Source organism: Pseudomonas sp. PSPC3-2 (assembly GCF_049897085.1).
Lineage (GTDB): Bacteria > Pseudomonadota > Gammaproteobacteria > Pseudomonadales > Pseudomonadaceae > Aquipseudomonas > Aquipseudomonas paraveronii.
This window is the reverse complement of the sequence record NZ_JAFCVO010000005.1, coordinates 316,535-338,488: the sequence shown is the minus strand read 5'-3', so window position 1 is coordinate 338,488 and position 21,954 is coordinate 316,535. Positions and strand designations below refer to the sequence as shown.

The 21,954-nt window shown below is 61.9% G+C and carries 21 protein-coding genes; 13 read left to right on the top strand and 8 right to left on the bottom strand.

The window, feature by feature from the left end:
- Positions 1–357: 357 nt before the first annotated feature.
- Both ACP7CJ_RS11620 and ACP7CJ_RS11615 read right to left on the bottom strand, forming a co-directional pair.
- Positions 358–1,851, bottom strand: a complete 1,494-nt coding sequence (locus ACP7CJ_RS11620; RefSeq protein WP_426100289.1) for a CoA-acylating methylmalonate-semialdehyde dehydrogenase — start codon at positions 1,849–1,851, stop codon at positions 358–360.
- A gap of 39 nt (positions 1,852–1,890) precedes the next feature.
- A complete protein-coding gene (locus tag ACP7CJ_RS11615) occupies positions 1,891–3,240 on the bottom strand; it encodes an aspartate aminotransferase family protein (protein WP_276196354.1) in 1,350 nt (449 codons plus the stop codon).
- 125 nt (positions 3,241–3,365) lie between these two features.
- Between ACP7CJ_RS11615 and ACP7CJ_RS11610 the strand changes: the two genes are divergently transcribed.
- From ACP7CJ_RS11610 to ACP7CJ_RS11585, 6 genes are all read left to right on the top strand, one after another.
- The gene (locus ACP7CJ_RS11610) at positions 3,366–4,286 is read left to right on the top strand and encodes a LysR family transcriptional regulator (protein WP_276196353.1); all 921 of its coding nucleotides are present in this window, start codon (positions 3,366–3,368) and stop codon (positions 4,284–4,286) included.
- An 88-nt stretch (positions 4,287–4,374) separates the two neighbouring features.
- On the top strand, positions 4,375–5,766 hold the full coding sequence (locus ACP7CJ_RS11605) for a uracil-xanthine permease family protein (protein ID WP_426100291.1): 1,392 nt from the start codon (positions 4,375–4,377) through the stop codon (positions 5,764–5,766).
- Between the two features lie 87 nt (positions 5,767–5,853).
- The gene (locus tag ACP7CJ_RS11600; protein ID WP_276196351.1) at positions 5,854–6,513 is read left to right on the top strand and encodes a TetR/AcrR family transcriptional regulator; all 660 of its coding nucleotides are present in this window, start codon (positions 5,854–5,856) and stop codon (positions 6,511–6,513) included.
- A 12-nt stretch (positions 6,514–6,525) separates the two neighbouring features.
- Complete coding sequence (locus tag ACP7CJ_RS11595; protein WP_426100293.1) at positions 6,526–7,107, top strand: IMPACT family protein; 582 nt, start codon at positions 6,526–6,528, stop codon at positions 7,105–7,107.
- Positions 7,108–7,163: 56 nt separating this feature from the next.
- Positions 7,164–7,850: an SDR family oxidoreductase gene (locus tag ACP7CJ_RS11590; RefSeq protein ID WP_426100295.1), complete on the top strand. Its 687-nt coding sequence runs from the start codon at positions 7,164–7,166 to the stop codon at positions 7,848–7,850.
- Positions 7,851–8,034: 184 nt separating this feature from the next.
- Complete coding sequence (locus ACP7CJ_RS11585) at positions 8,035–9,393, top strand: 8-oxoguanine deaminase (protein ID WP_426100297.1); 1,359 nt, start codon at positions 8,035–8,037, stop codon at positions 9,391–9,393.
- Positions 9,394–9,428: 35 nt separating this feature from the next.
- Here the strand turns inward: ACP7CJ_RS11585 and ACP7CJ_RS11580 are convergent, their stop codons facing one another.
- Positions 9,429–10,517 carry a calcium:proton antiporter gene (locus ACP7CJ_RS11580; protein WP_276196347.1) on the bottom strand — a complete coding sequence of 363 codons (1,089 nt, stop codon included), beginning with the start codon at positions 10,515–10,517 and terminating at the stop codon, positions 9,429–9,431.
- Positions 10,518–10,709: 192 nt separating this feature from the next.
- Here ACP7CJ_RS11580 and ACP7CJ_RS11575 point away from each other — a divergent pair, with 192 nt between their 5' ends.
- Positions 10,710–11,663 (top strand): adenosine deaminase, encoded by a 954-nt coding sequence (locus ACP7CJ_RS11575; RefSeq protein ID WP_247402074.1) that lies wholly within the window; start codon positions 10,710–10,712, stop codon positions 11,661–11,663.
- A gap of 64 nt (positions 11,664–11,727) precedes the next feature.
- Here the strand turns inward: ACP7CJ_RS11575 and ACP7CJ_RS11570 are convergent, their stop codons facing one another.
- The 3 genes from ACP7CJ_RS11570 to ACP7CJ_RS11560 all read right to left on the bottom strand — a co-directional run bounded on the left by ACP7CJ_RS11570 (position 11,728) and on the right by ACP7CJ_RS11560 (position 14,964).
- Positions 11,728–13,098, bottom strand: a complete 1,371-nt coding sequence (locus tag ACP7CJ_RS11570; protein ID WP_426100299.1) for an MFS transporter — start codon at positions 13,096–13,098, stop codon at positions 11,728–11,730.
- Between the two features lie 106 nt (positions 13,099–13,204).
- Positions 13,205–13,900 (bottom strand): ArsR/SmtB family transcription factor, encoded by a 696-nt coding sequence (locus tag ACP7CJ_RS11565; protein ID WP_426100301.1) that lies wholly within the window; start codon positions 13,898–13,900, stop codon positions 13,205–13,207.
- Positions 13,901–14,037: 137 nt separating this feature from the next.
- Positions 14,038–14,964: a LysR family transcriptional regulator gene (locus ACP7CJ_RS11560; protein ID WP_426100303.1), complete on the bottom strand. Its 927-nt coding sequence runs from the start codon at positions 14,962–14,964 to the stop codon at positions 14,038–14,040.
- Between the two features lie 118 nt (positions 14,965–15,082).
- Here ACP7CJ_RS11560 and ACP7CJ_RS11555 point away from each other — a divergent pair, with 118 nt between their 5' ends.
- From ACP7CJ_RS11555 to ACP7CJ_RS11545, 3 genes are all read left to right on the top strand, one after another.
- Positions 15,083–15,376, top strand: coding sequence for a putative quinol monooxygenase (locus tag ACP7CJ_RS11555; protein ID WP_426100305.1), 294 nt, complete (start codon positions 15,083–15,085; stop codon positions 15,374–15,376).
- A 25-nt stretch (positions 15,377–15,401) separates the two neighbouring features.
- Positions 15,402–16,415 carry a zinc-binding alcohol dehydrogenase family protein gene (locus ACP7CJ_RS11550; RefSeq protein WP_247402559.1) on the top strand — a complete coding sequence of 338 codons (1,014 nt, stop codon included), beginning with the start codon at positions 15,402–15,404 and terminating at the stop codon, positions 16,413–16,415.
- Positions 16,416–16,560: 145 nt separating this feature from the next.
- Positions 16,561–16,743, top strand: a complete 183-nt coding sequence (locus ACP7CJ_RS11545) for a hypothetical protein (RefSeq protein WP_247402562.1) — start codon at positions 16,561–16,563, stop codon at positions 16,741–16,743.
- 11 nt (positions 16,744–16,754) lie between these two features.
- Here the strand turns inward: ACP7CJ_RS11545 and ACP7CJ_RS11540 are convergent, their stop codons facing one another.
- Both ACP7CJ_RS11540 and ACP7CJ_RS11535 read right to left on the bottom strand, forming a co-directional pair.
- Complete coding sequence (locus tag ACP7CJ_RS11540) at positions 16,755–17,948, bottom strand: multidrug effflux MFS transporter (RefSeq protein WP_426100307.1); 1,194 nt, start codon at positions 17,946–17,948, stop codon at positions 16,755–16,757.
- 83 nt (positions 17,949–18,031) lie between these two features.
- On the bottom strand, positions 18,032–18,223 hold the full coding sequence (locus tag ACP7CJ_RS11535) for a heavy-metal-associated domain-containing protein (protein ID WP_276196341.1): 192 nt from the start codon (positions 18,221–18,223) through the stop codon (positions 18,032–18,034).
- 147 nt (positions 18,224–18,370) lie between these two features.
- On the opposite strand from ACP7CJ_RS11535, the gene ACP7CJ_RS11530 reads away from it, so the two are divergent.
- The 3 genes from ACP7CJ_RS11530 to cueR all read left to right on the top strand — a co-directional run bounded on the left by ACP7CJ_RS11530 (position 18,371) and on the right by cueR (position 21,429).
- A complete protein-coding gene (locus ACP7CJ_RS11530; protein ID WP_276196340.1) occupies positions 18,371–18,751 on the top strand; it encodes a hypothetical protein in 381 nt (126 codons plus the stop codon).
- A gap of 66 nt (positions 18,752–18,817) precedes the next feature.
- On the top strand, positions 18,818–21,019 hold the full coding sequence (locus ACP7CJ_RS11525; protein ID WP_426100309.1) for a heavy metal translocating P-type ATPase: 2,202 nt from the start codon (positions 18,818–18,820) through the stop codon (positions 21,017–21,019).
- A gap of 8 nt (positions 21,020–21,027) precedes the next feature.
- Entirely contained in the window at positions 21,028–21,429 is a 402-nt protein-coding gene (gene cueR / locus ACP7CJ_RS11520) for a Cu(I)-responsive transcriptional regulator (protein WP_426100491.1), read from the top strand.
- The last annotated feature ends 525 nt before the right edge of the window (positions 21,430–21,954 follow it).

The window sequence follows — 21,954 nt, the reverse complement described above, 5'->3', positions numbered from 1 at the left end:
CAACCACTTGCGCTTCCGATCTCTCGTTAGCGGGAGGCGAATTCTACAGCGTTACACGCTGCTGTCAACACCTCTTTTTCTCCGCTTTCGACCGAGAAGATCGAAACGTTAATAGAGCCTAACAACACTGCTCTACCAACTCCTTCCAGGCTTCGATGAACTGAAGCAGGCCGCTGTCGAATCTCGTATAACTCTTTGTTTACCAAGGAGTTTTCCGTTTCGACTGCGCCGGAAGTGGGGCGAATTATAGACGTACAGGATTTGCCGTCAACACCTTTCTTCACAATTCTGTCATATAGGTCAAAAAGGCCCCAGAAACGCGAAAGCCGGCCCCAAAGGGCCGGCTTTCAACACGCCTTACAAGCTAGGGAAGGCAAACTGTGACGCTTCATGACTGGCCCGTTGCGGCCAGCGCTGGGTAATTGCCTTGCGCCGGGTATAGAAGCGCACCCCATCCGGTCCATAAGCATGCAAGCCACCAAACAACGAGCGCTTCCAGCCACCAAAGCTGTGGTAGGCCACCGGCACCGGCAGTGGAACGTTCACGCCGACCATGCCCACTTCAATCTCGTCACAGAACAGACGCGCCGCTTCACCATCACGGGTGAAGATGCACGTGCCGTTGCCGTATTCGTGATCGTTGATCAACTGCATCGCCGCTTCCAGGCTATTGACCCGTACCACGCACAGCACCGGCCCGAAGATTTCTTCTTTATAGATACGCATCTGCGGCGTCACGCGATCAAACAAACTGCCGCCAAGGAAGAAACCCTGCTCATGCCCGGCAACGCTCAAGCCACGGCCATCGACCACCAGCTCAGCCCCCGCAGCCACGCCGTCTTCTATATAGCCACTGACCTTATCCCGCGCCTGGCCAGTGACCAGTGGCCCCATATCCAGACCGCACGACGTGCCCGCCCCAATCTTCAGCGCCTTGACCTGCGGTACCAACTTGGCGATCAACGCATCCGCCACCTGATCGCCCACGCAGACAGCCACCGAGATCGCCATGCAACGCTCACCACAGGAACCATACGCCGCGCCCATCAAGGCACTGACCGCGTTATCCAGATCCGCATCCGGCATCAGCACCGCATGGTTCTTCGCACCGCCCAGCGCTTGCACACGTTTGCCGCGCTTGGTCGCTTCGGCGTAGATGTACTCGGCAATCGGCGTCGAGCCCACAAAGCTCAAGGCCTTGACCTCCGGCGCTTCGATCAGCGCATCCACCGCGCCTTTGTCGCCATGTACCACGCTCAGCACGCCCTTAGGCAGGCCGGCCTCCTGCAGCAATTGCGCGATCAACAGCGTCGAACTCGGATCACGCTCCGACGGTTTGAGGATAAAGCAGTTGCCGCAGACGATCGCCAGCGGGTACATCCACAACGGCACCATCGCCGGGAAGTTGAACGGGGTAATCCCGGCCACCACGCCCAATGGCTGGAAATCGGACCAGGCATCGATGTTCGGCCCCACATTGCGGCTGTACTCTCCCTTGAGAATTTCCGGCGCCGAGCACGCGTACTCCACGTTCTCGATCCCACGCTTCAATTCCCCTGCCGCGTCTTCCAGGGTCTTGCCGTGCTCCTCGCTGATCAACTGCGAGATACGCGCTTCGTTCTGCTCCAGCAACTGCTTGAAACGGTACATCACCTGGGCACGCCTGGCCGCCGGCGTATTACGCCAGGCCGGGAACGCCGCCTTGGCCGAGTCGATCGCGCTTTGGATGGTTTCGCGACTGGCCAGCGGCACTTGGTGAATCACTTGGCCGGTGGACGGGTTGTACACATCGGCAGTGCGACCGGACTCGCTGACCAACTGGCCGTTGATCAAATGCTGGATAAGGCTCATGCAGGGCTCCTGAAAAGTTGTTCTATATAGAAGGAGAAATCAGTCGATCTTGTTCAGCACTTCGCCGACCGCATCGAACAAGCGATCCAGGTCCTGCGGCTTGCTGTTGAAGGTCGGCCCGAACTGCAGGGTGTCGCCGCCAAAACGCACGTAGAAGCCGGCTTTCCACAAGGCCATGCCGGCCTCGAATGGACGCACGATGGCATCACCGTCACGCGGGGCAATCTGGATCGCGCCGGCCAGGCCGTAATTGCGGATATCGATCACGTTCTTGCTGCCCTTCAAACCGTGCAGCGCATTCTCAAAGTGCGGGGCGACTTCGGCTACGCTCTGCACCAGGTTTTCCTTCTGCAGCAGGTCCAATGCAGCCAGCCCAGCCGCGCAAGCGACCGGATGCGCCGAGTAGGTGTAGCCGTGAGGGAATTCCACCGCGTACTCAGGCGTCGGCTGGTTCATGAACGTCTGATAGATCTCGCTGCTGGCAATCACCGCGCCCATCGGAATCGCGCCGTTGGTGATTTGCTTGGCGATGCACATCAGGTCCGGGGTCACGCCGAAACTGTCGGCACCGAACATCGAGCCGGTACGGCCGAAACCGGTGATCACTTCGTCGAACACCAACAGGATGTTGTGCTGGTCGCAAATCTCACGCAGGCGCTTGAGGTAACCCTGCGGCGGCACCAGCACGCCAGCGGAGCCGGCCATCGGTTCGACAAACACCGCGGCGATGTTCGATGCGTCATGCAACTCGACCAACTTGAGCAGTTCATCGGCCAACGCAATACCGCCCTGCTCCGGCATGCCGCGCGAGAATGCGTTGCTCGCCAGCAAGGTGTGAGGCAGATGGTCAACGTCCATCATCGCTTGACCAAACATCTTACGGTTGCCATTGACACCGCCCAGGCTGGTGCCAGCGATGTTCACCCCGTGATAGCCACGGGCACGGCCAATCATCTTGGTCTTGGTGGCCTGACCTTTTAGGCGCCAGTACGCACGCACCATCTTCACCGCCGTATCGGCGCACTCGGAGCCGGAGTTTGTGAAGAACACATGGTTGAGGTTGCCCGGGGTCAGGTCGGTGATTTTTTCCGCCAGTTGAAACGACAACGGATGACCGTATTGGAAGGCCGGCGAGTAGTCCAACGTACCCAGTTGCTTGGCGACCGCTTCCTGGATTTCCTTGCGGGTGTGCCCGGCGCCGCACGTCCACAGGCCCGACAACGAATCGTAGATCTTGCGGCCCTTGTCATCGGTCAACCAACTGCCTTCGGCGGCCACGATCAGGCGCGGGTCACGCTGGAAGTTACGGTTGGCGGTGTACGGCATCCAGTGAGCGTCCAACTTCAGTTGGCTGGCCAGGGACGAAGGGGCGTTTTCGGGCATGTTCATCAGCAAAACCTCGCAAGGCAAAAGGCAGCGTCGGGATTGAAAAGCGTTCTTGCAGCTAAATTGCCATGAGGATAAAGTCGATGAAACCCAACTCTTCTAACCTTCAGTCAGGCTCTCACTAAACTATGAGCATCCGTCGACCCGATCCGCTGGCCCAAGTCAGCGACTTCGATATTCGCCTACTGCGCATATTTCGCAGTGTGGTGGAGTGTGGCGGCTTCTCGGCGGCGGAAAGCGTGCTCGGCATTGGGCGCTCGGCCATCAGCCAGCAGATGAACGATCTGGAACAACGCCTTGGATTACGCCTGTGCCAGCGCGGGCGCGCCGGATTCTCCCTGACCGAAGAAGGCCGCGAGGTCTATCAGTCGGCGCTGCAACTATTGAGTGCCCTGGAAAGCTTTCGCACCGAGGTCAACGGCCTGCACCAGCATTTGCGCGGCGAACTGACCATCGGCCTCACCGACAACCTCGTCACCCTGCCCCATATGCGCATCACCCACGCCCTGGCGCAGTTGAAGGAACGCGGCCCGGACGTGCAGATTCAGATCCGCATGATCGCCCCCAATGAAGTGGAACAGGGCGTACTCGACGGCCGCCTGCATGTTGGCGTGGTGCCCCAGGCCAGCGCGCTGTCCGGCCTGGAATACCAGGCGCTGTACAGCGAACGCTCGCTGCTCTACTGCGCCGTCGGCCATCCGCTGTTCTACGCCGACGACAAGCAGTTGGACGATATACGGATCGACAGCCAGGATGCGATCGCCCCGACCTTTCGCCTGCCCGCCGATATCCAGGCCCACTACCAGGCACTCAACTGCACCGCCAGCGCTTCGGACCGCGAAGGCATGGCGTTCCTGATCCTCACCGGCCGCTACATCGGCTACCTGCCCGATCACTACGCCAGCCTGTGGGTGCAACAAGGCCGACTACGCGCGCTGAAACCGGCTACACGTTTTTACGATTTGAGCCTGGCATCGGTCACGCGCAAGGGGCGCCGCCCTCATTTGGTGCTGGAAAGTTTCCTCGAGAGCCTCGCGGCAACCCGCTAATTCGGGCCTCGCACAAAAAGCTGAGCAAGTGGACAGCTTTTTGCAAGGACACCAGGACCTAGAACCGTCCGCCTCGAGTTTGCCCGCCATGCCACCAGAAACGTCCAGCCCCAGCGATCTGATCTACGGCCTCAACGACCGCCCAAAACCCCTGCCCGCCCTACTGGCCGCCCTGCAACATGTATTGGCCGCCTTCGTCGGCATCATCACGCCGCCGTTGATCATCGGCTCCACCCTGGGCCTGGCTGCTCACCTGCCCTACCTGATCAGCATGGCGCTGATGGTCTCCGGTGTCGGCACGTTCATCCAGGCGCGCAGGCCGTTTGGCATCGGCGCCGGCATGATCTGCCTGCAAGGCACCAGCTTTGCGTTTCTCGGCGCCGTACTGTCGGCGGGCTTCCTGGTGAAGCAACGCGGCGGCAGCCCGGAAGACATCATGGCGATGATCTTCGGTGTGTGCTTTTTCGGCGCCGCCGTACAAATCGTCCTGAGCCGGTTTATCGGGCAACTGCGCCGGGTAATCACACCGCTGGTCACCGGCATCGTGATTACCCTGATCGGCATCAGCCTGATCAAAGTCGGTATCACCGACCTCGGCGGTGGTTTTAATGCCCCCGACTTCGGCGCGCCCATCAACCTGGCCTTGGGCCTGTTCGTGGTGTTGACGATCATCTTGCTCAACCGTTCGAACACACCCTGGGTACGTCTCTCGGCGATCATCATCGGCCTGGCCCTCGGCAGCCTCGCGGCCTGGTTCAGCGGAAAACTGGTGCCCCAGGCCCTGCCCGACCTGCCGTTGATCAGCCTGCCGATCCCGTTTCGTTATGGTTTCAACTTCGACTGGAGCGCCTTCCTACCGATCGCGCTGATATATCTGATCAGCAGCATCGAAACCGTGGGCGACCTTACCGCCAACTGCATGATTGCCCGCCAGCCCATCAGCGGCCCTTCTTATATAAGCCGACTCAAGGGCGGCGTACTCGGCGACGGGGTGAGTTGCATGATCGCCGCCACCTTCAGCGCGTTCCCCAACACCACGTTCGCCCAGAACAATGGCGTGATCCAACTCACTGGCGTGGCGAGCCGTTATGTCGGCCTGTACATCGGCGTGGTGCTGTTTTGCCTCGGTTTGTTTCCGTCGATCGGCGTGGTGCTGCAGCAAATCCCCAAGCCGGTATTGGGCGGCGCGACCCTGGTGATGTTCGGCAGCGTGGCGGCCGCCGGCGTGCGTATTCTCGCCCAGGCGCCGCTGGACCGACGCAGCATGCTGATCATCGCCACCTCGTTTGGCGTCGGCCTGGGCATTGCCGCCCAACCGAACCTGCTGCACTTGATGCCGACGCTGGTACAAAACCTGTTCGACTCGGCCATCACCAGCGGCGGGCTGACCGCCATCGCGTTGTGCCTGTTACTGCCGGAAGCCAAAGCGAGCGCCGCCACAAACAGCGCGCTGCAAGGCGATACGCTGGAACCGCTTTAATGGTTTTATTGCTTCAGGACTTGTCTGAGGCTTGAGGGTGGGTTATCTGTGCACACGTCGCCTCTATCGATCAGCACGGAAACCTCCATGAGCCTCGAAGTTCCTGCCCACAACACCCTCGCTGGGAAGCCCGCCAGCCGCATTCGACAAAAGAACGAGCAAGCGATTCTTCAAGCCGCCGAAGACGAGTTCGCGCGTCACGGCTACAAGGGCACCAGCATGAACACCATCGCTGCCAGCGCCGGGCTGCCCAAGGCCAACCTGCATTACTACTTCACCAACAAGCTGGGCCTGTACATCGCGGTGCTCAGCAATATCCTCGAACTGTGGGACAGCACCTTCAACGCGCTGACCGCAGAGGACGACCCGGCCGTGGCCCTCACCCGCTACATCCGCACCAAAATGGAATTTTCCCGACGACAGCCCCAGGCCTCGCGGATCTTCGCCATGGAGATCATCAGCGGCGGCGAATGCCTCACCGAATACTTCGGGCAGGACTACCGCGCCTGGTTCAGTGGCCGGGCGGCGGTGTTCCAGGCCTGGATCGAAGCCGGCAAGATGGACCCCGTCGACCCCGTCCACCTGATCTTCCTGCTGTGGGGCAGCACCCAGCACTATGCCGACTTCGCCACCCAGATCTGCCGCGTCACCGGGCGCACCAAGCTGACCAAGCAAGATATGGAAGACGCCGGCACCAACCTGATCCATATCATTCTCAAAGGCTGTGGCATCAAGCCTGTCCTCTAGACGACGCCTCTTATGCCTTTCACGCTCATCGGCCTTTGCGAGTTTCGCGAAGAAATACGCAAAAGCCGCTTTATTACCCTCGCCGCACCGATCACCAGTGCGCAAGAAGCGCAGGCGTTCATCGAGCAGCACAGCGACCTGAACGCCACGCACAACTGCTGGGCCTGGAAGCTCGCCGACCAGTACCGCAGCAACGACGACGGCGAACCTGGCGGCACCGCCGGGCGACCGATCCTCGCCGCCATTGAGGCCCAGGGCTTCGATCAGGTGGTGGTGCTGGTGATTCGCTGGTACGGCGGCACTCAACTGGGTACGGGCGGGCTGGCGCGGGCGTATGGCGGCGGCGCCAACAAATGCCTGCAAACCGCCGAGCGCATTGAGCTGATCAGCCGCGTGCCGTTGAGCTGCGCCTGCGGGTTTTCCGAGCTGAACCTGGTCAAGTTGCGGGTCGCCGAACTCGGCGGGCTGGTGGTGGAGGAACACTTCACCGCCAACGGCGTGGAGCTGCAACTGGCCCTGGGCGAAGCACACATCGATACCCTGCAAAGCCAGCTTGCCGACCTGAGCCGAGGGCGAATCCTGCTGCAATGCTGAAACTGCTAAGGTTATCCGCTGAACTCCCTGAACCGCGACGCCAAAGGAAGCCCTCCATGTCTACGCCAAAAACCGCACTGATCATCGGCGCCTCACGCGGGCTGGGCCTTGGCCTGGTCAAGCAGTTGCTCAAAGATGGCTGGGACGTGACCGCCACCGTGCGTGACCCGAACAAGGCCGACGCCCTGAAAGCCGTGGGCCCGGTACAGATCGAGAAACTCGACATGGACGATCAGCAAGCCGTGATCGCCCTGAGCCAGCGTCTCAAGGACCGCACATTCGACCTGCTGTTCGTCAACGCCGGCATCAAGGGCCCGGCGAACCAGGAGCCAGGCCACGCCACCCTGGCGGAAGTCGGCCAGTTGTTTTTCACCAACGCCGTGGCGCCGATCAACCTGGCCCAGCGCTTTGCCGGGCAGATCCGCAAGGACTCCGGCGTGCTGGCGTTCATGAGTTCAGTCCTGGGTAGCGTGACCATCCCCGACGGCTCCGACCTGGCGCTCTATAAGGCGAGCAAGGCCGCCCTCAACTCGATGACCAACAGCTTTATCACCCAGCTCGGTGAGCAAAAAATGACCGTGTTGTCGCTGCATCCAGGTTGGGTCAAGACCGACATGGGCGGCGAAAACGCGCACATTGATGTCGAGACCAGCGTGCGCGGCCTGGTCGATCAGGTGAATGGCTACACCGGCAAAGGCGGCCATCACTTTGTGGACTACAGAGGCAACACCGTTCCCTGGTAAGCCGCAATCAAATGTGGGAGCGAGCTGGCGTGCGATGAGCTCGAGAGCAGCACGCTCCTACAGGTAGACCGGATCTAGAACTACACGTAATCTAGCCACCTCGCCCTCACCGGCGACCCTGGATCAGCAGACAGGGCAACACTGAGCTGGCAAACCTGAACCCATCATTCAGAGGAGCCGGCCCATGCCTGCGACCCGTATCTGGTTAAAAAACCCCCTCGCGATTTTCACTGCCAACGGCCTCGATGCCCGTGGCGGCCTGGTGCTGCAAGACGGTGTGATCACCGAACTGCTGGCCATCGGGCAAGCGCCTGCACTGCCCTGCACACAAGTGTTCGACGCCCGCGAGCATGTGGTCCTCCCGGGGCTGATCAACACTCACCACCACTTCTACCAGACCCTGACCCGCGCCTGGGCGCCGGTGGTCAATCAGCCGCTGTTTCCCTGGTTGAAAACCCTGTACCCGGTGTGGGCGCGGCTGACCCCGGAAAAACTCGCGCTGGCCAGCAAAGTCGCGCTGGCGGAATTGCTGCTCTCGGGCTGCACCACGGCGGCAGACCACCACTACCTGTTCCCGGACGGCCTGGAACATGCCATCGACGTGCAAGTCGACACGGTGCGCGAACTGGGCATGCGCGCCATGCTCACTCGCGGGTCCATGAGCATGGGCGAAGCCGACGGCGGCTTGCCGCCGCAACAAACCGTGCAACAGGGCGCGGTGATTCTGGACGATAGCGAACGCCTGATCCGCCAGTACCACGAACGCGGCGACGGCGCGCAAATCCAGATCGCCCTGGCGCCCTGCTCACCGTTTTCCGTCACCCCAGAAATCATGCAAGCCAGCGCCGAACTGGCCGAGAGCCTCGACGTGCGCCTACACACGCACCTGGCGGAAACCCTCGACGAGGAAGACTTCTGCCTACAACGCTTCGGCCTGCGCACCGTGGACTACCTCGACAGCGTCGGCTGGCTCGGCCCGCGCACCTGGCTGGCCCATGGCATTCACTTCAACCCGGATGAGATCGCCCGCCTGGGCGCCGCCGGCACCGGTATCTGCCATTGCCCAAGCTCGAACATGCGCCTGGCCTCCGGCATCTGCCCGACCCTGGACCTGCTCGCCGCCGGGGCCCCGATCGGCCTGGGCGTGGACGGCTCGGCGTCCAACGATGCGTCGAACATGATCCTCGAAGCCCGCCAGGCCCTGTACATCCAGCGCCTGCGTTATGGTGCGGAAAAGATCACCCCGCAAGGCGTGCTGGGTTGGGCGACCAAAGGCTCGGCGCAGTTGCTTGGCCGTTCGGATATCGGTGAGTTAGCCGTAGGAAAGCAGGCCGATCTGGCGCTGTTCAAACTGGATGAGCTGCGCTTTTCCGGCAGTCACGATCCGATTTCGGCGCTGCTGTTGTGCGGCGCCGACCGGGCGGACCGGGTGATGATCGGCGGGAAGTGGCGGGTGATCGACGGCCAGGTTGAAGGCCTGGACTTGAAAAGCTTGATCGCCGATCACAGCCAGGCCGCCCGCCAGCTCATCGCTGGAACCTGAGTCAAACACCGTTCTGCGGGACGCGGAAGAACCGGTTACACCCCCAACAGCGACAACATGATAAAGGTCGCAAACAGCACAAAGTGGGTCATCCCTTCGATGGCGTTGGTTTCGCCATCGTTGAGGTTGATCGCACTGACGATCAGCGTGATCAACACCATCACGCTTTGCACCGGCGTCATCGCCATCTGGAACGGCTGGCCGGTGTAGAGCGCCATCGCTTCCATCACCGGCACCGTCAGGATCACCGTCGACAACGATGCGCCCAGTGCAATGTTGACCACCGACTGCATGCGGTTGGCCAGGGCGGCGCGCAAGGCGGTCAGAATTTCCGGCGCCGCCGAGATGGCCGCGACCACAATCGCCGTCACCACCGGCGGTGCGCCCGTGCCTTCCAGGCCCAGGTCGAGGGTCTTGGACATCACCTCGGCCAGCGCCCCAATCACAATCACCCCGAACACCAGCGTACCGATGGAAAGCGCCAGGTTCACCGGCGGCGCCTGTTCTTCCGGCAACGTCTTGCGGCGTTTGTCCGGGTAGCTGTAGCTGAAGAAATAACTGTGCGGGCCCACCTGCATGCGCAGGAACAGGGTGTAGAGCACCACCATCGCGCCGATGGTGAAGGCCGAGTAAATCTTCCAGTCTGCTTCGGGGATGAATTCCGGCACCACCATCGACACGCCCATGGCGGTGAGGATCATCACGCTGTAGGTCCGCGCCGAATCATCATTGTAGGACTGTTCACCATGCTTGATGCCGCCCATCAGCGCGGCCAGGCCGAGGATGCCGTTGATATCGAGCATGACCGCCGAGTAGATGGTGTCGCGCACCAGCGTCGGTGACGGTTCGTTGCTCATCATGATCGCCAGGATCACCACTTCCACCAGCACGGCGGCCAGGGTCAGGATCATGGTGCCGTAGGGGTCGCCAACCTTTTCCGCGAGTTGCTCGGCATGGTGGGCGACGCGCATCGACGCGACCACGATAAAGCCGATCAGCGCCATGCCGGCCAGCAGCGCGACCATTTGCCCGTTATGGAGCATCCAGTGCTCCAGCGGGTATGCGGCGATGGCGGCAATCAGCGCCAGCAGCATGAATTTTTCTTGCTTGAGGAATGTGAGCATTGCGGGCCTTTTGTGCGGCAAATCAGTCGTGGATGAGGTACAGACTGCACTACACCGCTAACGTTTCGTTACAGCTTAGTTCGCACCGCCCTTGTGCGAATAGGACCGATACTCTCCTCCTGGTCAGGTTTTGCCGATTATTTCAGTCATCGCCTGTAGAATGCCGCCATTGCACCTGATGAGATTTTAGACATGTACGATTGGCTCAACGCCCTGCCCAAGGCTGAACTGCACCTGCACCTGGAAGGCTCGCTGGAGCCTGAGCTGCTGTTCGCCCTGGCCGAGCGCAACAAGATTGCGCTGCCCTGGAACGACGTCGACACCCTGCGCAAGGCCTACGCCTTCAACAACCTGCAAGAGTTTCTCGACCTGTATTACAAGGGCGCCGATGTGCTGCGCACCTCCCAGGACTTCTACGACCTGACCTGGGCCTACCTGCTGCGCTGCAAAGCGCAGAACGTGATCCACACCGAGCCCTTCTTCGACCCGCAAACCCACACCGACCGTGGCGTGCCGTTCGAAGTGGTGCTCAACGGCATCGCCGCCGCGCTCAAAGATGGCGAGCAGCAACTGGGCATCACCAGCGGTTTGATCCTCAGCTTCCTGCGCCACTTGAGCGAAGCCGAAGCCGAGAAAACCCTCGACCAGGCGCTGCCGTTCCGTGACGCGTTCGTGGCCGTGGGCCTGGACAGTTCGGAAATGGGCCACCCGCCGAGCAAGTTCCAGCGCGTGTTCGACCGTGCCCGCCACGAAGGCTTCCTCACCGTGGCCCACGCCGGCGAAGAAGGCCCGCCCGAGTACATATGGGAAGCCATCGACCTGCTGAAAATCCAGCGTATCGACCATGGCGTGCGCGCCATCGAAGACGAGCGCCTGATGCAACGGATCATCGACGAACAGATCCCGCTGACCGTGTGCCCGCTGTCCAACACCAAGTTGCGCGTGTTCGACGACATGGCCCAGCACAACATCCTCGACATGCTCGAGCGTGGGGTGAAGGTGACGGTAAACTCGGACGATCCGGCGTACTTCGGCGGTTATGTCACCGAGAACTTCTATGCGCTGCACACCGCCCTGGGCATGACCCAGGACCAGGCCAAACGCCTGGCGCAAAACAGCCTGGATGCGCGGTTGGTGAAGCCATAACTGAATAAACACCGACTCACCATGTGGGAGCAGGCCCGCTCCCACATGCGTTGTGTATTACCAGTTAAATTTCGCTCAACTCTTCCAGCGTCTTCCCCTTCGTCTCCATCCCAAACACCCACACCACCAACGCCGCCACCGCAAAGCACAATGCGCCCAAGGCGAACACCCCGCCCTGCCCGGTGATCGGGAACACCAGCCCGGTCACCAGCGGCCCGAGCAACGACCCGACCCGCCCGATCGCCGACGCAAACCCGGCCCCCGTCGCCCGCGCCGAGGTGGGGTACAACTCCGGCGTGTAGGTGTACAGCACCGCCCACATGCCAAACAGAAAGAACTGCATCAACAGCCCCGAGGTAATCAGCAGGCCCACATTGCCGCCGAACACCGCGCTTTGCCCATACAGAAACGCCATCACCCCACCGCCGAGCAACGTCACGACGCACACCGGCTTGCGCCCCCAACGCTCCACCAGCCAGGCCGCCATCAGGAAGCCGGGAATCCCGCCCAGGGAAATGATCACGGTGTAATACACCGACTGGGTCACCGCAAACCCCGACTGCTGCAACAACGCACTCAACCACGACGTCAGCCCGTAAAACCCGAGCAAGGCGAAGAACCACACACTCCAGATCATCATCGTGCGTTGGCGATACTGCGCCGACCATAACTGCTGGAACGCCGAGAAGAAGTTCCCCGGCACACTCTCCACCCGTGGCAGGCGAATGGGCTCCGGCAAGTCGGCGCGGCCCAGGGAGTCGCGCACTTTCTGCTCGATCCCCAGCAACACCTTATCTGCCGCCGCATGTCGCCCGGCCTGCTCCAGCCAGCGCGGCGACTCCGGGATAAAAAACCGAATCGCCAACACAAACACCGCCGGCACCGCCAGCACCAGGAAGATGTCGCGCCAGCCGATCACCGGCAGCAAAAAGTACGACAGCACCCCCGCAGCCACAAAACCCAACGGCCAAAAGCCATCCATCAACGCGATATAGCGCCCGCGCTTCTTGGCCGGAATCAGCTCCGAAAGCATCGACTGCGCAATGGGAAACTCCATGCCCATGCCAATGCCGAGCAGGATGCGAAACAGCGTCAGCGTCTCCACCGTCAGCGCCGTGGAACATAAGTAGCTGGCGATCCCCCACAATACGATGCTCCACTGGAACACCGGCTTGCGCCCGAATCGATCCGCGAGCATCCCGGACAACGACGCGCCCACCACCATGCCGAAAAAACTCGAACTGGCCAGCAAGCCCGCCTGGGCCGTGCTCAGGCCGAACTCGGTTTTGATCGAGCCGAGCAGGAAGGTCATCATCGCCAGATCCATGGAGTCGAAGAAAAACGCCAGGGCGATGATGATAAAAATGACTCGGTGGTAACCGCTGATGGGCAACCGTTCCAGCCGTTCTGCTGCGCTATAGCCGTGCGTACCCATGCCCCATCCCCCGTGTGAAAAATCCCTATTGGGAGTGTGGGGCATCGTTTTTCCGGGTTATTGCTGGGTGCGACCTGATCGCAACTCTGAACGACGCCATCCGGCATCAGAGCGCGTCGGGCCCGGCCAACCGCGTGATTTCCGCGAGCCCGGTGTCGCTGACCAGCAAGGCGCGGGACTCGTTGATCGCACTGATCCAGTTCGACTGCAAAAACAGTTGCAACAGCCCGGCCCCCAGCGCGCCACCCAGATGCGGTTGTTGCTGGCTCCAATCGAAACAGTCACACACCAGCGGTAACGCCAGCGCCTGGGTAAAGATGCCGAGGCCGGCCAGGTGCTGCGCGCCTTTGACCGTGACCTGGGTGCGGTGCTCGCAGCGCTCGATCCACCCAGCCGCGATCATCCGCTGATACAGCTGCGCCGCCAGCTCGCCACCCAGGTGGCCATGGCATAACCGCGCATGGCGCAGCAGGGCCGGAGCCGCAAGCGTCATCGGTGAAGCCTGCGGTGTGCTGCGCGCGGCACTGGCCATGGTGGTGCTGGCCAACGCATCGATCGCGGTGCTGACATCAGCCGCCGCCACACGAAACAGGCGCTTGCCGCGACGGGCCTCGACGCGCAGCAAACCGCCCCCGGTAAGCCGCGCCAGATGCGCGTTCGCCGAGGCCGGCGACAGCCCGACGAGCGTCGCCAGTTCGTGCGAAGACTTGGCCGAGCCGTCCATCAAGGCCCAGAGCATAGCGGTGCGTTTTGGCTCGGCGAGCAAGCTGGCAATCTGACTGATGCAAGGTGCCTGTTCCATCGGTTCACTCCTTGTTAGATCATTTGTCTGCTGTGGTTGGCGCCAAAGTATAGGTGCGCGAGCAACCAGTTCCCCGGCGTCTGACAGCGCGGATAGGGACAGGATCTGAGTGAAATTTCCTGCTTTCGTGGAGGCTATTACCCACTGGTGAATTGTTCCGACCGTTGCGCGGTCAATGTCGCACAGCGGGACACGAGCATTTCCCGCAGCAGATTAATGGGCTTACTCAACTGCGCACGATGGGCGCATAACAGGTTGAGCGGCGTGCGCTCGCCGCGCAGCTCAGACAGAATCACGCGTAAGCGCCCGGCGAGGACATCGCTGCTCACATCCAACCAGGACTTGTAGGCGATGCCCACCCCTGCCACAGCCCATCGACGTACAACGTCAGCATCGTCACTGAAGCGGTCGCCGCCGACAGTCAGGCTGACTTCGCGTTTGCCGTCATGAAACGTCCAGTGGTCATGCACGCGACTGCCGAGCATATACAGCAGGCAATTGTGCTGGGCGAGTTGCTCCAGATAGCGCGGTTCGCCGTGGCGTGCGAGATAGCTGGGCGCCGCGCACAGCACGCGCACGTTATCCGGCGCGACAGGCAGCGCGACCAGGCTGGAATCTTCCGGTTCGCCATAGCGCAGGGCGATATCCACCGGCTGGCGGAACAGGTCGGCAATGCGGTCACCCAGCAGCAGGCGCACGGTCAGTTGCGGGTATTCACGCTGGAACTCGTCAAGCCAGGGCAACAGCTGGTTGCGGCCAAAATCCGAGGGCGCCGACAGTTGCAACACGCCGCTGACACGGTCCTGGGCACTGGCCAATAAGCGTCGCCCTTCATCCAGAGAACTTAGCGCCGCGCGCGCATATTCGAGAAAGCCTTCACCTTCAGCGGTGAGGCGCAGGCTGCGGGTGGAGCGCGCCAGCAAGCGTGTGCCGAGTTGCTGTTCGATGCGCTTCAACGCCGCGCTGGCCACCGCCGGCGACAGGTCCATGACCCGCGCTGCGGCCGACAAACTACCCAGGTCCGCCGCGCGCACGAACAACTGCAAATCATCAAAGCGCAGCATCCAATCCCACCCATTATCAATATATTGTTGAAACAGCCTGCTGTTTTAGCCGCTTTTATCTGCACGGGAAATAGCCAATCATCTGCCCATCCCGTACATCCCGCGTCAGGAGTTGAATATGTCCTCTGCCTTTAACGTCATCGCCACGCTGATCGCCAAACCTGGCCAACAAGACATCCTCGAGCCCCTGCTGCGCGGCCTGCTGGAACCGACCCGCCAGGAAGCCGGTTGCGAGCAGTACGACCTGCATCAGGACCTGCAACACCCCGAGACGTTCTACCTGCTCGAACGCTGGCGCGACGACGCCGCCCTGGCCGACCACGACCAGAGCGCACACATCCAGAGTTTCCGCGCCAAGGCCGCCGACGTGCTCGCGCACTTCGAACTCAAGCGCCTGAAGTTTCTTGCCTGATCACCGCCCTTTTTCCGGAGCCCCCATGAAAGCCATTGCCTACTACGCCTCACTGCCGATCAACGATCCGAAATCCCTGCAAGACATCGAACTGCCGGAACCGATCGCCGGCCCGCGCGACCTGTTGGTGGAAGTCAAAGCCATCTCGGTCAACCCGGTGGACACCAAGGTCCGCCAGAACGTCGCCCCGGAAAACGGCGCCGCCAAGGTGCTCGGCTGGGACGTGGCCGGTGTGGTCAAGGCCGTCGGCAGTGAAGTGACGCTGTTCAAGGCCGGTGACAAGGTGTTCTACGCTGGGTCCCTGGTACGCCCCGGCGGCAACAGCGAACGGCACACCGTGGACGAGCGCATCGTCGGCCATATGCCCAAGAGCCTGGGTTTTGCCGAAGCGGCCGCCTTGCCGCTGACCGCCATCACCGCCTGGGAACTGTTGTTCGAACGCCTGCAAGTGCGCGAGGGTCAAGCGGATGAAGGCCAGAGCCTGCTGATCGTCGGCGCCGCCGGCGGCGTGGGTTCGATCCTGACCCAACTGGCCAGCCGGCTCACCGCACTGAAGGTCATCGGCACCGCATCGCGCCCGGAGACCCAGGCCTGGGCCAAGGCCCTTGGTGCCGACCTGGTGATCGACCATCGCCAGCCGCTGAGCGAAGCCCTGAAACACGCCGGTGTGGCCCACGTGACCCACGTCGCCAGCCTGACCCAGACCGACCAGCATTTGGACCAACTGGTCGAAGCCCTGCAGCCCCAGGGCAAGCTGGCGCTGATCGACGATCCCAAGGCCCTGGACGTGAGCAAACTCAAGCGCAAGAGCCTGTCGCTGCACTGGGAGTTCATGTACACCCGTTCGATGTTCGAAACGCCGGACATGATCGAGCAACACAACCTGCTCAATCGCGTGGCCGAACTGATCGATGCCGGCACCCTGAAAACCACGCTGGGCGAACACTTCGGGGTGATCAACGCCGAGAACCTGCGCCGCGCCCATACGCTGCTGGAAAGCGGCAAGGCCAAGGGCAAGATCGTGCTGGAAGGGTTCTGAAAAAGGTCTGTCAGTGTCGTCCGTCATTCGTGTGAGTGATGGACGTGGCCACTAGTCAGAGAATTGACCTTTGTCATATTTGTGAGCGTATTCGGGTTTATATTGGCCGCCTTTGCCACGATTTTTTTACGTGAGGAAGTCAGCAATGAAGATCCTGATAAAAGCGTTAGCAAAATCCTCGGGCAATAAATGGCAGGTCCGTCTCGACGGCGACGCCATCACCTTCCGCAGTGAGGCCGAGGCCCGCGCCTTCGCCGAGACGCTGCAAGCTCGCATCCAGGCGCCCCATCGGTTCCCACTCGGCCAGCAACGCTCTGCCGCTGGCTGACCGACGTTTTTTCAGACCTGCGCCTGCCGGGCCCGTGCCCGCTGCAGGCGCTGGGTCGACATCCCAATCGTCACCGCCAAGACCCCGCACAAGCTGATGACCATGGCCATCGGCATCGCCGTGCCGTCGTGCAACACGCCCACCAACGAAGCCGCTCCCGCCGCCACGCCGAACTGAATGCAACCGAGCATTGCCGAGGCGCTACCGGCCCGTGCGCCCTGCCCGCTCATGGCGCAGGCCGAGGTGTTGGGCAAAATGCAGCCCAGGCTGGCGATGCAGATAAACAGTGGCACCAGCAACGGCCACAACGCATCGGTGCGCAAGGCCGCGACGCCGAGCAGCGCCAACGCCGCCAGCATGTAGAGCCACACGGTGCGCGACAGCAAGAACGCCGGCCCGCGCTTGGCGAGCATGCGCGCATTGACTTGGGCCATCAGGATAAAGCCAGCGGCGTTGGAGCCGAATACCCAGCCGTAATGCTCGGCGGGCACGCCATAGAGTTTGATGAAGACGAACGGCGAACCGGCGATGTAGGCAAACATCCCGGCAATCGAAATGCCCCCGGTCAGGGCGTAACCGAGGTAGACCCGGTCCGACAACAGGTCGATATAGCGGCGCAGCGACCCGGACAACGGTTGCCGTGGCTGATGGGCCGGAAAGGTTTCCGGCAGGCCGACCGCCACCGCGATCGCGGCCATCACGCTGAACACCGTCAGGGCCAGGAAGATCGACTGCCAGCCCCACACACCGACCATCAACCCGCCCGCCAATGGCGCGAGGATCGGCGCCAGGCCAGTCACCAGCATCAGTTGCGAATACACCTTGGCCGAGGTCACCACATCACACTTGTCGCTGACCACCGCGCGGGAAATCACCATTCCCGCGCAACCGCCGAGGGCCTGCACGAAACGTGCGCCGATCAGCCATTCCAGGGACGGCGCGTAGGCGCATGCGAAGGATGCCAGCGTAAACAACGTGACACCGCTGAGCAGCGGCACACGGCGACCAAAGCGATCCGCCAGCGGACCGTAGATCAATTGACCGATGGCCAGGCCAGCGAAGTACACCGCCAAGGTCAACTGGATATGTTTTTCATCGGTGGCAAAAGCCGTGGCCATTGCCGGGAAGCCCGGCAGGTAAAAGTCAATCGCCAGCGGCGCGAAGGCGCTCAAGGCGCCCAAAATCAGGAGTATGCGCAGGTTCATCAGGCACCCAAGTATGTCGGCAGCCCGACAGTCTAGCCGCGCTTGGGTGCGTTGAACATTACGATAGCTCGCTAACTATTAAATCAGGCGACGCTGTAGCCTTCTTCCCGGATCAAGCCGGCGATCACGTCGCGGCTCAACTGGCTCTGCACGCTGACTTGCTTTGCCGCCAGGTCCACGTTCACTTCGGCTGCCGGGTCCTGATTCTGCACTGCCTGGGTCACCGCCCGGACGCAATGGCCGCAGGTCATTCCTTCAACGTTGAATACTTGCATGACATGACTCCTTGAATGAGGGTGGACGCAGTATCGACCTTGCCACGATGGCAAGGTCAAGCGGCAAAAATATCCGCCGGGCTGGTATTCGGTGACGCAGTCGGCCAAGCTTCACCCATCTTTGATGTGAACCACGGAGCACGCGCCATGCGCTGGTCGTTTTTTGCCCTTGTCGGCCTGATGAGCTTGTCTGCCGCTGCGCCCATGGCCAGCGCCGCCGAAGACTATGCGGTGCTGATCATTTCCCGCGAACGCCTAGAAGTACCGACCAACTGCGAGATCGGCCTGTACATCCAGGACCAGTTGGCCGGGCGCCTGTTCCAGGAACAGTCCACCTCGTTCAACCTGCCGGCCGGCAACGTATCGCTGCGCCTGAAGCTGCTGCCGGGCCAATCGCCTGGCTGCCTGCCGAGCCTGCTGGCGCCACCCGCGCAGAACATCACGCTGAAAGCCGGTGATGTGCGCAAATTACGCATCGCCCAAGGCCCGGAAGGCATGTACCTCAAGCCGGCGGCATTGGAATACTAAAGACGCTTGACCTTCCCCACAGGTCAAGGTTGATCCTAGGGGCAACTTCTTCAGGAGGACTGCCCCATGAATGGAACCACCACGTTTGACCTGCCCATCGGCGGCATGACCTGCGCCAGCTGCGCCGGGCGTGTCGAGCGCGCGCTGGGTAAGGTGCCGGGGGTGCAACGTGTCAGCGTGAACCTGGCCAACGAGCGCGCCCATATCGAGGTGCTCGGCCAAATGGACCCCGCCGTACTGATCGCCGCCGTCGACAAGGCCGGCTACAGCGCGTCCCTGCCCCAAAGCGAAACCAAGACCGAGGCCGATCAAGCCCAACGCCTGCACCACGAACGCTGGGCGCTGCTGCTGGCGATTGTGCTCGCATTGCCGCTGGTGCTGCCGATGCTGGCACAGCCCTTCGGCCTGCACTGGATGCTCCCGGCCTGGGTGCAGTTCGCCCTGGCCACGCCGGTACAGTTCATCTTCGGTGCGCGCTTTTATATTGCCGCATGGAAAGCCGTGCGCGCCGGTGCAGGCAATATGGACCTGCTGGTGGCAATCGGCACCAGCGCCGGTTACGGCCTGAGCCTGTATGAATGGCTCACCGCACCCGCCGGCAGCATGCCGCACCTGTATTTCGAAGCCTCGGCGGTGGTGATCGCCCTGGTGCTGCTCGGCAAATACCTGGAAAGCCGCGCCAAACGCCAGACCGCCAGCGCGATCCGGGCCCTGGAAGCCTTACGCCCGGAGCACGCGATTCGGGTGGTTGACGGCCGCGAAGAAGACGTCGCCATCAGCGCGCTGAAGCTCGGCGACCAAGTGCTGGTCAAACCCGGCGAGCGCTTCCCGGTGGACGGCGAAGTGGTCGACGGCCAAAGCCATGCCGACGAAGCGCTGATCAGCGGCGAAAGCCTGCCGGTGCCGAAACAACCGGGCGACAAGGTCACCGGCGGCGCCATCAACGGCGAAGGGCGCTTGCTAGTGCGCACCGTGGCCCTCGGCGCGGAAAGCGTGCTGGCGCGAATCATCCGCCTGGTGGAAGACGCCCAGGCGGCCAAGGCACCGATCCAGAAACTGGTGGATAAAGTCAGCCAGGTCTTCGTGCCGACGGTGCTGGTGCTGGCCTTGCTCACGCTGCTGGGCTGGTGGCTGTACGGCGCCTCGCTGGAGATCGCGATCATCAATGCGGTCGCCGTGCTGGTGATCGCCTGCCCGTGCGCCCTGGGCCTGGCCACACCGACCGCGATCATGGCCGGCACCGGCGTTGCCGCACGCCACGGCATTCTGATCAAGGATGCGGATGCGCTGGAGCGCGCCCACGCCGTGAGCGCGGTGGTCTTCGACAAGACCGGCACGCTCACCTCCGGCACGCCGAAAATCGCCCACCTGGCGGCGGTAGACGGCAACGAGCCGCTACTGCTGCAACAGGCCGGCGCCTTGCAACGCGGCAGCGAACACCCGCTGGCCAAGGCGGTGCTGGATGCCTGCCGCGAACAAGGGCTGAACGTCGCCGATGTGAGCGCCAGCCAGTCCCTGACCGGGCGCGGCATTGCCGGCACCCTCGACGGTCGGCCACTGGCCCTGGGCAACCGCCGCCTGCTGGAAGACAACGGGCTGGACGCGGGCGCACTGAGCCCTTCGGCCAAGGCTTGGGAAGCCGAAGGCCGCACCTTGTCCTGGCTGATCGAACAAGGCGCGCAACCGCGCGTACTCGGGCTGTTCGCCTTCGGCGACACCCTCAAGCCCGGCGCGCTGGAAGCCGTGGCCCAACTCAAGGCGCGGCACATCAGCAGCCACTTGCTCACCGGCGATAATCGCGGCAGTGCGCGGGTCGTCGCCGAGGCACTGGGCATCGACGATGTCCACGCCGAAGTGCTCCCGGCCGATAAAGCCGCCACCGTCGCCGAACTGAAAAAAACCGGCGTGGTGGCGATGGTCGGCGACGGCATCAACGACGCTCCAGCCCTGGCCGCCGCCGATATCGGCATCGCTATGGGCGGCGGCACCGACGTGGCCATGCACGCCGCCGGCATCACCCTGATGCGCGGTGATCCACGCCTGGTGCCGGCGGCGCTGGAGATCAGCCGCAAGACCTACGCGAAGATCCGTCAGAACCTGTTCTGGGCCTTTGTGTATAACTTGATCGGCATTCCCCTGGCGGCGTTCGGCCTGCTCAACCCGGTGTTGGCCGGCGCGGCGATGGCGCTGTCGAGCGTCAGCGTGGTGAGCAATGCGCTGTTGTTGAAAACCTGGAAACCCAAGGATCTGGAGGACCCGCACCCATGAACATGAACATGAACATCGGCCAGGCGGCGCGTTCAAGCGGTTTGAGCGCCAAGATGATTCGCTACTACGAATCCACCGGCCTGTTGAAAGCCGCCCACCGCACCGACAGCGGCTACCGCGTGTACGGCCCCGACGACTTGCACACCCTGGCGTTTATCAAGCGTTCGCGGGACCTGGGGTTTTCCCTGGAAGAGGTCGGCAAGTTGCTGACGTTGTGGCAGGACCGACAACGGGCCAGCGCCGATGTGAAAGCCTTGGCGCGCCAGCATATTGAAGAGCTGAATCAGAAGATTCGCGAACTGGGGCAGTTGCGCGATACGTTGCAGGACCTGGTGGAACACTGCCACGGCGATCATCGGCCGGATTGTCCGATTCTCAAGGAGTTGGCGTCGGGTAGTTGCTGCGCCTGAAGGGGTAAGTGGTGCACACAAAACCCATGTGGGAGGGGGGCTTGCCCCCGATAGCGGTGGACCAGTCAATATAAGTATCGACTGACACGGCGCCATCGGGGGCAAGCCCCCTCCCACATTTAGATCTTCAATTGCCTGGAGATCATTTCCACACGTCAGGAAGTTGCTGCGCCTGAAGGGGAAGGGGTAAGGGGTGTACACAAAACCAATGTGGGAGGGGGCTTGCCCCCGATAGCGGTGGACCAGTCAATATAAGTATCGACTGACACGGCGCCATCGGGGGCAAGCCCCCTCCCACATTTTTAGATCTTCAATTGCCTGGAGATCATTCCCACACCTCGGGAAGTTGCTGCGACTGAAGGGGGAAGCGGTAAGGGGTGTACACAAAACCAATGTGGGAGGGGGCTTGCCCCCGATAGCAGTGGACCAGTCAATATAAGTATCGACTGACACGGCGCCATCGGGGGCGAGCCCCCTCCCACATTTAGATCTTCAATTACCTGAAGATCATTTCCACATTTTTAG

What these genes read in the sequence shown, in the direction of transcription:
- ACP7CJ_RS11620 (WP_426100289.1), bottom strand. Translation starts at nt 1,851, where the DNA reads ATGAGCCTTATCCAGCATTTGATCAACGGCCAGTTGGTCAGCGAGTCC.
- ACP7CJ_RS11615 (WP_276196354.1), bottom strand. Translation starts at nt 3,240, where the DNA reads ATGAACATGCCCGAAAACGCCCCTTCGTCCCTGGCCAGCCAACTGAAG.
- ACP7CJ_RS11610 (WP_276196353.1), top strand. Translation starts at nt 3,366, where the DNA reads ATGAGCATCCGTCGACCCGATCCGCTGGCCCAAGTCAGCGACTTCGAT.
- ACP7CJ_RS11605 (WP_426100291.1), top strand. Translation starts at nt 4,375, where the DNA reads ATGCCACCAGAAACGTCCAGCCCCAGCGATCTGATCTACGGCCTCAAC.
- ACP7CJ_RS11600 (WP_276196351.1), top strand. Translation starts at nt 5,854, where the DNA reads ATGAGCCTCGAAGTTCCTGCCCACAACACCCTCGCTGGGAAGCCCGCC.
- ACP7CJ_RS11595 (WP_426100293.1), top strand. Translation starts at nt 6,526, where the DNA reads ATGCCTTTCACGCTCATCGGCCTTTGCGAGTTTCGCGAAGAAATACGC.
- ACP7CJ_RS11590 (WP_426100295.1), top strand. Translation starts at nt 7,164, where the DNA reads ATGTCTACGCCAAAAACCGCACTGATCATCGGCGCCTCACGCGGGCTG.
- ACP7CJ_RS11585 (WP_426100297.1), top strand. Translation starts at nt 8,035, where the DNA reads ATGCCTGCGACCCGTATCTGGTTAAAAAACCCCCTCGCGATTTTCACT.
- ACP7CJ_RS11580 (WP_276196347.1), bottom strand. Translation starts at nt 10,517, where the DNA reads ATGCTCACATTCCTCAAGCAAGAAAAATTCATGCTGCTGGCGCTGATT.
- ACP7CJ_RS11575 (WP_247402074.1), top strand. Translation starts at nt 10,710, where the DNA reads ATGTACGATTGGCTCAACGCCCTGCCCAAGGCTGAACTGCACCTGCAC.
- ACP7CJ_RS11570 (WP_426100299.1), bottom strand. Translation starts at nt 13,098, where the DNA reads ATGGGTACGCACGGCTATAGCGCAGCAGAACGGCTGGAACGGTTGCCC.
- ACP7CJ_RS11565 (WP_426100301.1), bottom strand. Translation starts at nt 13,900, where the DNA reads ATGGAACAGGCACCTTGCATCAGTCAGATTGCCAGCTTGCTCGCCGAG.
- ACP7CJ_RS11560 (WP_426100303.1), bottom strand. Translation starts at nt 14,964, where the DNA reads ATGCTGCGCTTTGATGATTTGCAGTTGTTCGTGCGCGCGGCGGACCTG.
- ACP7CJ_RS11555 (WP_426100305.1), top strand. Translation starts at nt 15,083, where the DNA reads ATGTCCTCTGCCTTTAACGTCATCGCCACGCTGATCGCCAAACCTGGC.
- ACP7CJ_RS11550 (WP_247402559.1), top strand. Translation starts at nt 15,402, where the DNA reads ATGAAAGCCATTGCCTACTACGCCTCACTGCCGATCAACGATCCGAAA.
- ACP7CJ_RS11545 (WP_247402562.1), top strand. Translation starts at nt 16,561, where the DNA reads ATGAAGATCCTGATAAAAGCGTTAGCAAAATCCTCGGGCAATAAATGG.
- ACP7CJ_RS11540 (WP_426100307.1), bottom strand. Translation starts at nt 17,948, where the DNA reads ATGAACCTGCGCATACTCCTGATTTTGGGCGCCTTGAGCGCCTTCGCG.
- ACP7CJ_RS11535 (WP_276196341.1), bottom strand. Translation starts at nt 18,223, where the DNA reads ATGCAAGTATTCAACGTTGAAGGAATGACCTGCGGCCATTGCGTCCGG.
- ACP7CJ_RS11530 (WP_276196340.1), top strand. Translation starts at nt 18,371, where the DNA reads ATGCGCTGGTCGTTTTTTGCCCTTGTCGGCCTGATGAGCTTGTCTGCC.
- ACP7CJ_RS11525 (WP_426100309.1), top strand. Translation starts at nt 18,818, where the DNA reads ATGAATGGAACCACCACGTTTGACCTGCCCATCGGCGGCATGACCTGC.
- cueR (WP_426100491.1), top strand. Translation starts at nt 21,028, where the DNA reads ATGAACATCGGCCAGGCGGCGCGTTCAAGCGGTTTGAGCGCCAAGATG.